This window comes from Pseudomonas sp. AC083 (assembly GCF_979253165.1).
In genome coordinates this window covers 1-257 of record NZ_CEEDDH010000220.1, presented here as the reverse complement: position 1 = coordinate 257, position 257 = coordinate 1, and the positions used below count along the sequence as shown (strand labels likewise).

At 34.6% G+C, this 257-nt stretch carries 1 protein-coding gene; it reads left to right on the top strand.

Annotated features, from left to right (window positions below):
* On the top strand, positions 1-257 hold a 257-nt coding region (locus AC0IXA_RS27775; protein WP_471814957.1), incomplete at both ends, for a hypothetical protein.

Sequence of the window (257 nt, the reverse complement as noted above, 5' to 3'; positions counted from 1 at the left end):
AAGTTGGGTTACTGATACAGATGAAGAAGCTTTGAAATGGAGAAAAAAGTACGAAGACTGGGCAGTAGTAAACACGTATGTTAATAAGCTACTTTCTGGTGATAAGAGCGTTCTTTCTGATTATGTAGCTTATATTTCTTCAAGAAAAGATGAGATTCTTCCCGCACTTGATATTATGATTGAGACAGCTAACCGATACCATTTTGATGTAGATAATATTTTAAAGCAATTCGAAGAAGAAATCATCTCCTTTCTGG